Source organism: Betaproteobacteria bacterium, assembly GCA_016791345.1.
Taxonomy (GTDB): Bacteria; Pseudomonadota; Gammaproteobacteria; order Burkholderiales; family JAEUMW01; genus JAEUMW01.
The window spans coordinates 1-9,250 of record JAEUMW010000321.1 but is presented as its reverse complement, the minus strand read 5'-3'; the positions used below and the strand labels follow the sequence as shown (position 1 = coordinate 9,250).

Below are 9,250 nucleotides of genomic sequence, written 5' to 3'. Positions count from 1 at the left end.
TCGGGTGCGGCGCTCTATCTCACCTTCGTGCTTGCGCTCGTCTTCATCTATCTCGTGCTGGCAGCGCAGTTCGAGAGCTTCGTCGGGCCGCTCGTCATCATGCTCACCGTGCCGCTCGCGATGACCGGCGCGCTCGCCGCGCTCAAGCTCACCGGCAGCACGCTCAATGTCTACAGCCAGATCGGACTGGTGATGCTGATCGGCCTCATCACCAAGCACGGCATCCTGATCGTGGAGTTCGCCAACCAGCTGCGCGATGGTGGAAAGGAGAAATTCGAGGCGGTGATCGAGGCGACCACCCTGCGCCTGCGGCCGATCCTGATGACCACCGCCGCGATGGTGCTGGGTGCGGTGCCGCTCGCCATCGCCACCGGCGCCGGTGCCGAGTCGCGCCAGCCGATCGGCTGGGTCATTGTGGGCGGACTCGTGTTCGGCACGCTCCTCACCCTGTTCGTGATCCCCACGGCGTACACACTGCTCGTCGGCAAGCGCCGCAAGATCGAGGAGGAGGCCGTGCCGGCAGCGCTCGAACCCGCACCAGCGCCCAAGTAGCGCGGCGCCGATGAGCGAGTACCTTCCCGAGATCGCGATCGCCGCAGCGCTCGCGTGGGCCAGCGGCATCCGGCTCTACGCCACGCTCTTCATCGTCGGTCTCGCCGGCAAGCTCGGCTGGGTCGTACTGCCGGAGCATCTCGAGATACTCGCGAGTCCCCTGGTGCTGACTGCGAGCGGCTTCATGACTTTCGTCGAGCTCTTTGCCGACAAGATCGCCTGGCTCGACAGCGTGTGGGATGCCATCAACACCTTCCTGCGCATACCGGGCGGCGCACTGCTCGCCGCGGCGGCCGTCGGTGACTCAGGGGCGGGCGCTGCGCTCGCCGCAGCCATCATCGGCGGCACGATCACGGCCGGGACCCATTTCGCGAAGGCGGGCGCGCGGGCAGTGGTCAACACGTCGCCGGAGCCCTTTTCCAACATCCTCAAGTCCACCTTCGAAGATCTGCTCGTGCCGGCGGGACCTGTGGGCTGCGGTGACGGCACCGGCGGTCTTTCTCGTCGCGCTGCTGCTCTTTCTCGGTCTCGTGGTCTGGATGCTGCCAATGCTCTGGCGCGGCGCACGGCGGGTCGTGGGACGGTTGCGCCGCTCCGGCGCGTAGGCGGTCTCCGAACCTACGCTTCCATTCGCTTGCCGGTAGACATGGCTCTCCGGGCTGGCCCCGCATACGCCGTCGGGGCGCCGACCGTATGGAGCCCTCTCTGAAAGGCCGGGTTCGGCGACGAGGAAACGATCCGAACGCGATCTCGAAAGCACAGTACGGCGCTCCGTACCGTAAGTTTCCTCGGCACTGGTTGATGCCGGCGCGGTAACGCCTTGTCCGCTGGAACCCCCGGTCCGCTTCGCGCTCATACATGCTCGCGCGAAGCGGCCGGATCAGACTGCTGACCGAGTTATCAGGAGAAGTCGCTATGGCCTTCTTCCTTAACCGTCATGTGAAGTCGGCGATGAGCAAGGTTTCGGGCGCGACAGCTTGCGCAATATCGAGCCTCCTGCTGGGCGGAGCAGCATATGGCGCCGGCGGTATCGTCGGGCAGGTGCTGGGCGCCGGTGCTCCGATCGTGGATTCGACCGTGACGTTGTGGGCAGCCAGCGCGGGCGATCCGCGGGAACTGGCACAGGCACGCACGGGCTCCGACGGTCGCTTCTCGATGACCATTCCCGCAACGGGCGGCACGGGCACGAGCCTCTACCTGGTTGCGCAGCGCGGCCGGCCTGCCGCCGGCAAGACGAGCGGAGACAATCCACGCATCGCGCTCCTGACCGTAGTTGGCGCCACGCCACCGTCCACGGTTGTGATCAACGAGTTCACGACGATCGCGTCGGTGTGGACACACAACCAGTTCATCGATGGCACGGCGATCAAGGGCCACGCGCTGGGGCTCCACATCGCTGCCGGCAACATGCCGAATCTGGTGAATCTGGAGACCGGCGGTTGGGGTACGGCGATTCTCGATTCCAACAACAGCACCCAGACGCCGACCATGTCGAACTTCGCCACGCTCGCCAACGTGGTCGCGGCTTGCGTGGTGCGCATCAAACCGGATGCCTGTGACAGCCTGCTTGCAGCAGCGACGTCGCCGACCGACAAGGCGCCCACCGACACGCTGACCGCCCTGCAGGCGATTGCGCGCTATCCGGCACACCGACCCGAGAAGGTGTTTGCGTTAGTGGAACAGTTCTACCCGGTGCCCGCGGGCAAGAAGCTGCGTGCGCCGCCATTCATGCCTTACCTCGTGTATCCACCGAGCGCCTGGCTGATCGGCCTCAAGTTCACCGGGGGAGGCCTCAACGCGCCGGGCAAGATCATGTTCGACAGCGACGGCAACGCATGGACCGGCTCGAACTTCATCGTCGGCATGCAATCGGCGGATTCGTTCTGGAACGGGACGTCGGCGAAGTTCGCGCCTAACGGTAGACCTCTGTCACCGAACCCAGGCGGGTTCGGCGGCGGCGGGATCGAAGGGCCTGGCTTCGGCACCGCCATCGACGCCAACGATCGCGTATGGATGAACAGTACCGGCGGAAGAACGATGTCGCTCTTCGACAAGAACGGCAAGCCGTTGTCTCCGGCTGATGGATTCAACTTCGGTGGCAGGATCGGCGTGATGCAGGGCGTGATCGTCGCGCCTAGCGGCGATGTCTGGGCGCTCGACTTCAGCGACGACAAGGTCGTCCATCTTCCGAAGGGTGATCCGACGAAGGTCGAGTTCTTTTGCCAATCGACCGATGGAAGACCGAATAAGGACAGTCCATGCAAGCTGAGCGGTCCGTTCCATCTCGCGATCGATCAGCAGGATCGAATCTGGATCACGAACGCGGTCGGCGACACCGTTACGCGCTTTCCCGCGAGAGATCCGACCATGGTCGAGGTGTTTCCGAGCGGCGGTCACAGCGGCAAGGGAATGGCGATCGACAGTCAAGGCAACGCATGGGTGACCAACACGGCGGGATCGGGTTTTTCGCTGGAGACGAAGCTTAAGCTGCTCGACTTGAAGCTCACCGGTCGGCTCGCCGAGATCGACCGGATCGCCTACGACGCGCTTTCGTCCAATCCGGGAATGGGCAGTGTGTCGATGATCCGCCCCGACGGTACTCAGGCACCCGGTTCACCATTCAACGGCGGCGGCAGCACCTGGGGCTCGTGGGGCGTCGTCATCGACGGTAACGATCAAGTCTGGATCTCCAATTTCCGCGGCCGCTCGATCACGCATCTATGCGGCGTTCGCACGGAGACGTGTCCACCCGGCATGAAGACGGGCGACCCGATCTCGCCCCCTGGCGGGTACGTCGGCGGAGGAATGCAATTACTGACCGACATCGGCGTCGACCCCGCCGGCAACGTGTGGGTGGCCGACAATTGGGAAACGCCGGACGCGTGCTGGAACCCGGGACTCAGTGAAGCGACGTCGACGCAGTGTGGCGGCAACGGACTCACCGTTTTCTATGGAATGGCGAAGCCGGTGCGCGCGCCGCAGATCGGACCCGCGCGGCCGTACTGAGCAATCGCGGCGCCCGCGATGACAGACGGGCAGGGACTCTCCGGTCGCTCCTTAGGGGCGCTGCAAGCTTGCTTCAACTGCAAAGCTGGCGCGAGTGGTCAGCCCGAAATCGGGGCTCCGGTATGGTGAGCTGATCCATAAAAAATCTTCTGGTTGTGGATCTTCCCCATGAGTTCAGTCAATTCTCGGATCTGCGCCTCGTTTGCCTGACTTTCACTCGTCTTGACGTTGCCGCTCGCGAGAAGAATGCGTGCGAGCACTCGTATCTTCTCCCTCAGCGCGTCTTCAATCAGCTCAATGTCTCTGACGTTGAGCGTGAATGTTTTCTTGTACCTGGCCATTGCTCGTCTCCTTTGCCAATGTAGATGGACGATGGCGAAAGGGTAGAACTAATGCACTTCCAGGCAATCGTCAAGAGCGGCGGCTCTGGGTCCCTATCGACGAATTCACTGGGTCAGCTTGATCTCGACTTCATTGCGCCCCAGTGAGAGTTACAACCCGTCACTGGTACCGATCAGGTGCATGATCACGCCAGGCTGGTTCTGCAGCCACAGGTCGGTTCGCGTTATCAAGCCCGGCCTTCCCGGTTCCCTCGGAGTAGAGGCCCTCGAAGTCCGACAGTTTGTTCAGCTTGTACACCTCGCCTGAGGCACTGAGTTTGGAGGCACCGCCCGGACCGACGACACTGCCGATGAGAACGAACGGATAGGTGCGCCCCTGAAAGGTCAACGAACCGCTGCCCCCGGTCACGCCCGCCGCGACAGTCTCGGTCATCGTCACCGTGCCGACCGGTCTTAGACCGGCAATGCTCTGAGCCGTCGGAGGGGGTTGCACCGTGCCGCACGCGGAAAGGCCGAGGAGGCTTACCGCTACAAGTCCTGAAAGCAGGCCAATTGGTCGACCAAAGCAGACATTCGCCATCATCATCACGCTCAGTAGAAAAGCATTGGTAATCGCTGGCTGGCTTCGGGGCTGTCAAGTTTGGCTGGCATGGTAGCTTGGCCGCATGAAGCATGTCAGCTCGCCCTATAACGGCCACCGGTTTCCCGGAGAGATTGCGGAGGGGCGGGTGAATCTCACGAAACGGCTACTCGTTGGTCCGAAGCCGAAGTGGCTCTTCCGGGTCGATAGCGATCGTCGTGGCTTCCCGATGCGATCGGGCCGACAGACACCTTGATCGCCGCCACCTCCCTGGCGCACGGCGTGACGGTTGTCACGCGGAACGTAGCGAGAGTTTGCACAGGCGCTCGGGGTAACCGTCATGAACTGGAGCGACGGGTGAGCGCTGCGCGCGCCGTGCGAGGAGAAACACCGTCGTAACACGGTCGCCCGAGGCTTGATAGCGATAAGCGCCTCGGGTTCTACCCCTCACTGAAGAGGCCCCGGAATCCGTGCTACACTGATCCCGTGTTGTTGTGAGGCAAGGACGTGGCGAATCTCACGCTGACCATCGACGATGAAGTGCTCAAGAAAGCGCGCATCCACGCTCTCGAGCGCGGTACTTCGGTAAACGCGCTCGTGCGTGAATACCTCGAACGCATCGGTCACGACGACGCGGAGTTGGCAGCGATCATCAGCGCTATCGAAGCGATCGCCGACGACACGCCGAGGCGTCGCGTCGCAGAGTGGACGAGAGACGACCTCTACGCAGAGAGGTTGCGGCGGCGGTGAGTGTCTTTGTAGACACCAATGTGCTCCTGTACCGCTTCGATAGCAGTGCTCCGAACAAGCAAAGCCTGGCGCGCGCAGAGTTGCGGCGTCTGGTCATGGAGCGCTCCATCGTCATTAGCACCCAGGTACTCCAGGAGTTCTTTGTCGTTGCCACGAGGAGACTGGAGCCTCCTCTCAATCCTGACCAGGCGGGGGAGGTGATCCGGTATCTTTCTCGGTTGCCTCTCGTGCAAGTCACGCCGCGCACGATCCTGGAGGCGATCGCGCTGCATCGACGCTTCTCCTTGTCCTTCTGGGATGCACTGATCGTTCGAAGTGCGATCGAGGCCGGCGCGGATACTCTCTATACCGAAGACCTACAGGAAGGCCAAGTGATTGAGGGAGTGACCGTCGTCAATCCATTCGCTATCGCGGTATGTGGGGATTCTCCTGGGAGCAGATAAGTGAACCGTCGGTATAGCGGTGCGCCTGATTAGGGTCGACACGTGCTCGCAGAAGGGAGACACCCGAAATGATGCCAAGAAGCAGTGATTGGCAAGATCTCAATAGTTGCCGCCAGAGACCTCGGGAGAGCACTGTGAGTAATCTCGATTTCACTCCCAAGCCGATCGAGGCTGTCGCAATCAGGCGGGGCGAAAGGGGGGGCTTTCGCATTTCGAACGCGATCATCCAGCGCACTACGGCACTTCGAGCCTATAACGGCTATGTTGAGGGGCACGATTGGATGGAAAAGCTATCCACAGCTTACGTAGTTGCGATCGCAACACGCTCTGCTGACGCGTGGTTAATGCAAGATATCCAGAATCACATTCCCGAAGAGCCTCCTATCGCTTGTTCGAGGTGTCGCGAAGCTACCATAGGGGCGAATGTAATTCGCGCGCGCCTGTTTCCGCGCTTGGGGGAACTTCGGGAGCACGCGAACGCGCTCATTCACCATCTGGACTTTCCTGAAAATCGAGGGATCGACGGATTGAACATCGAAGGTATTTTCGACTACTGCTATCACCTGTTTGAGGAGAATGCTGACGCTTTCTTTGGAACAATTCCTTCGGCTCAGTTCGATTTTAAGAAGTGCAAGACCTGCAGAACGGTTGCGAAATGAGTAGGGGTACGCAGAATGAAGACCGACTGACGTCTCGGTCGAGGCAGTCCAAGGATGGCTGGGCAGATCGTCCCCTCGTGAAACCTTGTTCAGTCAGCATCATCGTCGCACCGACCGACATCGGGGCCAGTGTTCGCGGTGCTAGCATGGGTCCGGAGGCGCTGCGTGTGGCAGGTGTCACCGGGGCGCTTGCCCGATGCGCGGACGACGTCAGCGACAGGGGCAACCTGAGCGGTCCCTGAACCCGCAGCTCGTAGCGGAAGGCGGCTACTGCCATCTGGCGGAAGTGGTCGCGTGGAACCGTTTGGTGTTCGATGCCATCAGCGCAGAGCTCGCGCGTGATCGCCTGCCGGTCCTGCTCGGTGGCGACCACTCGCTCGCGATCGGTTCGATTGCCGCGGTGGCGGAAAGATGCCGGCAGGCTCGCCGGAAGCTGCGCGTGCGGCAGGTTGCCCATCGCCGGCCTTAGCCTACGGTGATCACGACTTCGGCGTACTCGCTCGGTGCCACCAAGCCGTGCCCGCCGCCGATGTCGAACTCGTTCAGCAGCGCAGTCATGTCGCGGTCGAGCGCCGCCTGTCCGGCTGCATCCAGCGCGGCGAAAGCCTTGTGGGTCGGGCCGTACAGGTCGCGGAACACCTGCACGAAATGTGCGGCCGAGCGATAGCGGAAGGGGAACACCTTGCGCTCGACGCGCAGTTCTCTGGCGCGCGGGCCGAAGAGCGCGACGAGATGGGGCTCGGTGCCCCACAGGGCCGGCGAGCGCAAGCCGGCCGGTGGCGGCACATACGCGCCGACGATCTTGAACAGGCGGCCGATCATTCCGTCCGGCGTCCAGTTGGCCATCCCGATGCGGCCGCCGGGACGTACCACGCGCAGCAGCTCGCGCGCGGCGCGCGCCTGGTCGGGCGCGAACATCACGCCGAAGGTCGACAGCACGACGTCGAAGCTGGCAGCATCGAAGGGCAGCGCTTCGACGTCGGCGACCTGGAAGCGCACGTCCAGGCCTTCGGCGTCGGCGCGGCGGCGGCCCTTGTCCAGCAGCGCCGGCACGTAGTCGGTGGAGGTCACGTCGGCGAAGCGGCGCGCCGCGGCGAGCGTCGCATTGCCGTTGCCGGCGGCGACGTCGAGCACACGTTCGCCGGCGCGGATGTCGGCGGATTCGGCGAGCATCTCGCCAACGATTTGCAGCGTGGTGCCGACCACGGCAAAATCGCCGCTGGCCCAGGTGGCCTGCTGGCGCTGTTTGATCGCGGCATAGTCCGGCGTCGCGGCGGGTTGTGCGATGGTGGCGGTAGCGGAGGTCATGATGGATTCCTTCGTGTTGGTCGGTTGCCGACACATCGGTGGTCGGTGTGCGCATGATCCTCATCAGCGCCCTTGCACGCTTCACCCGGCGTCGCGCCGACTTGCTCGCGCGTCCGCCAGTCCGTTGGCCGCCGCCCGATGACGGGCATCGATCCGCTGTCCGACGTGCTGCGCAGCGTCCGGTTGCGCGGTTCGGTCTTCTTCCACGTGAGCTGCCGCGACCAGTGGGCGGCCAAGGCGCCGGCTTCGCGCGAGATCGCGCCGGCCGTGATGCCGGGCGCCGAGCACGTCATCGAGTACCACCTGTTCGCGAAGGGTGAAGGCTGGGTGGGCGTGGACGGCGAGCCGCCGCTGCGCATGCGCGCGGGCGACATCGTGATGCTGCCCCGCGGCGACGCGCACGTGGTCTCGAGCGCACCGGGCATGCAGTCGGCGCCTGAGGATGACTGGCTGCTCGGCGAGCGCGACGGGGCGAACCCGATCCCGGTGACTTATCGCGGAAGCGTCGTCGAACTCGGCCTGCTGCCGCCGGAGGACGCCACCACCGTCATCGTGTGCGGCTTCATCGCCTGCGATCTGCGGCCGTTCAATCCGCTGATCGACGCGCTGCCGAGGCTGCTGCATCTGCCCGCCGAAGGCGTCGGCGCCTGGGTGGCGCCGATGCTCGAACACGCGGTGTCGGAATCCGGCGACCGGCGCGCCGGCGGCGCGGCGCTGCTGGAGCGGGTCAGCGAGATGGTGTTCGTCGACGGCGCGCGGCGTTACCTGGATTCGCTGCCGCCACAGGCGCAAGGCTGGCTCGGTGCGCTGCGCGACCGCCAGGTGGGGCGCGCGATCGCGCTGATGCACGCCGATCCCGCCCAGCCGTGGACGCTGGAGGATCTGGGTCGCCGCGTGGGACTGTCGCGCTCGGCGCTGCACGAACGTTTCGTCGCGCTCACGGAAATGGCGCCCATGCAGTACCTGGCCAACTGGCGCATGCAGTGCGGCGCCCGCCTGCTGCGCGAAAGCCATTCCCCCGTCGCGGCGGTCGCGCTGGAAGTCGGTTACGATTCGGAGGCCGCGTTCTCCCGCGCCTTCAAGCGTGCCACCGGGCAGCCGCCCGCGGCTTGGCGGCGCGCGCAGCTGCAACCCCTGGGAACAGCCGCTTGACCGATCTTCTGCGCAGGTGCCGTGCTCATCGAAGGGCTGATGATCGTCGATCCGCTCACGACAGCGGCGCGACGGAATATGCCGGGCACGTGACCGCGCGGTAGGCTTGCCCTTCGTGAGACCGTGTTCAGTCAGCATCATCGGCGCGCCGACCGACATCGGGGCGAGTGTTCGCGGGGCGAGCATGGGGCCGGAGGCGCTGCGTGTGGCGGATGTCACCGGGGCGCTTGCCCGTTTCGCGGACGACGTCAGCGACAAGGGCAACTTGAGCGGTCCCCTGAACCCGCAGCTCGTAGCGGAAGGCGGCTACCGCCATCTGGCGGAAGTGGTCGCGTGGAATCGCCTGGTGTTCGACGCCGTCAGCGCAGAGCTTGCAGGTGATCGCCTGCCGGTCCTGCTCGGTGGCGACCACTCGCTCGCGATCGGTTCGATTGCCGCGGTGGCGCAAAGATGCCGGCA

Annotated in this window: 10 protein-coding genes and 2 pseudogenes; 9 read left to right on the top strand and 3 right to left on the bottom strand. The window is 64.2% G+C overall.

Annotated features, from left to right (window positions below):
- The 3 genes and pseudogenes from JNK68_12895 to JNK68_12885 form a co-directional block, all read left to right on the top strand.
- A partial coding sequence (locus JNK68_12895; GenBank protein ID MBL8541251.1) for an efflux RND transporter permease subunit occupies window positions 1-552 on the top strand: 552 nt, incomplete at its 5' end.
- A gap of 10 nt (window positions 553-562) precedes the next feature.
- Window positions 563-1,157 (top strand): annotated as a pseudogene (locus tag JNK68_12890) (DUF4126 domain-containing protein).
- 310 nt (window positions 1,158-1,467) lie between these two features.
- Window positions 1,468-3,558, top strand: coding sequence for a hypothetical protein (locus JNK68_12885; GenBank protein MBL8541250.1), 2,091 nt, complete (start codon window positions 1,468-1,470; stop codon window positions 3,556-3,558).
- 98 nt (window positions 3,559-3,656) lie between these two features.
- On the opposite strand, the gene JNK68_12880 is transcribed toward JNK68_12885, so the two are convergent.
- Window positions 3,657-3,899 (bottom strand): hypothetical protein, encoded by a 243-nt coding sequence (locus tag JNK68_12880; GenBank protein MBL8541249.1) that lies wholly within the window; start codon window positions 3,897-3,899, stop codon window positions 3,657-3,659.
- 160 nt (window positions 3,900-4,059) lie between these two features.
- Complete coding sequence (locus JNK68_12875; GenBank protein ID MBL8541248.1) at window positions 4,060-4,488, bottom strand: hypothetical protein; 429 nt, start codon at window positions 4,486-4,488, stop codon at window positions 4,060-4,062.
- Between the two features lie 498 nt (window positions 4,489-4,986).
- Between JNK68_12875 and JNK68_12870 the strand changes: the two genes are divergently transcribed.
- The 4 genes and pseudogenes from JNK68_12870 (at window position 4,987) to JNK68_12855 (ending at window position 6,800) form a co-directional block, all read left to right on the top strand.
- Window positions 4,987-5,229 carry a hypothetical protein gene (locus tag JNK68_12870; protein MBL8541247.1) on the top strand — a complete coding sequence of 81 codons (243 nt, stop codon included), beginning with the start codon at window positions 4,987-4,989 and terminating at the stop codon, window positions 5,227-5,229.
- The gene (locus JNK68_12865; protein MBL8541246.1) at window positions 5,226-5,672 is read left to right on the top strand and encodes a PIN domain-containing protein; all 447 of its coding nucleotides are present in this window, start codon (window positions 5,226-5,228) and stop codon (window positions 5,670-5,672) included. Before JNK68_12870 ends, JNK68_12865 begins: the two co-directional genes overlap by 4 nt.
- A gap of 134 nt (window positions 5,673-5,806) precedes the next feature.
- A complete protein-coding gene (locus JNK68_12860) occupies window positions 5,807-6,331 on the top strand; it encodes a hypothetical protein (protein MBL8541245.1) in 525 nt (174 codons plus the stop codon).
- Window positions 6,328-6,800: pseudogene (locus tag JNK68_12855) on the top strand (arginase family protein). Before JNK68_12860 ends, JNK68_12855 begins: the two are co-directional and overlap by 4 nt.
- Here the strand turns inward: JNK68_12855 and JNK68_12850 are convergent.
- A complete protein-coding gene (locus JNK68_12850) occupies window positions 6,797-7,639 on the bottom strand; it encodes a class I SAM-dependent methyltransferase (GenBank protein ID MBL8541244.1) in 843 nt (280 codons plus the stop codon). The pseudogene JNK68_12855 and the gene JNK68_12850 sit on opposite strands and share 4 nt — an antisense overlap.
- A 138-nt stretch (window positions 7,640-7,777) precedes the next feature.
- Between JNK68_12850 and JNK68_12845 the strand changes: the two genes are divergently transcribed.
- Both JNK68_12845 and JNK68_12840 read left to right on the top strand, forming a co-directional pair.
- Window positions 7,778-8,791 (top strand): AraC family transcriptional regulator, encoded by a 1,014-nt coding sequence (locus JNK68_12845; GenBank protein ID MBL8541243.1) that lies wholly within the window; start codon window positions 7,778-7,780, stop codon window positions 8,789-8,791.
- A gap of 115 nt (window positions 8,792-8,906) precedes the next feature.
- Window positions 8,907-9,250 (top strand): arginase family protein (locus JNK68_12840; protein MBL8541242.1); only part of this gene is annotated, 344 nt, incomplete at its 3' end.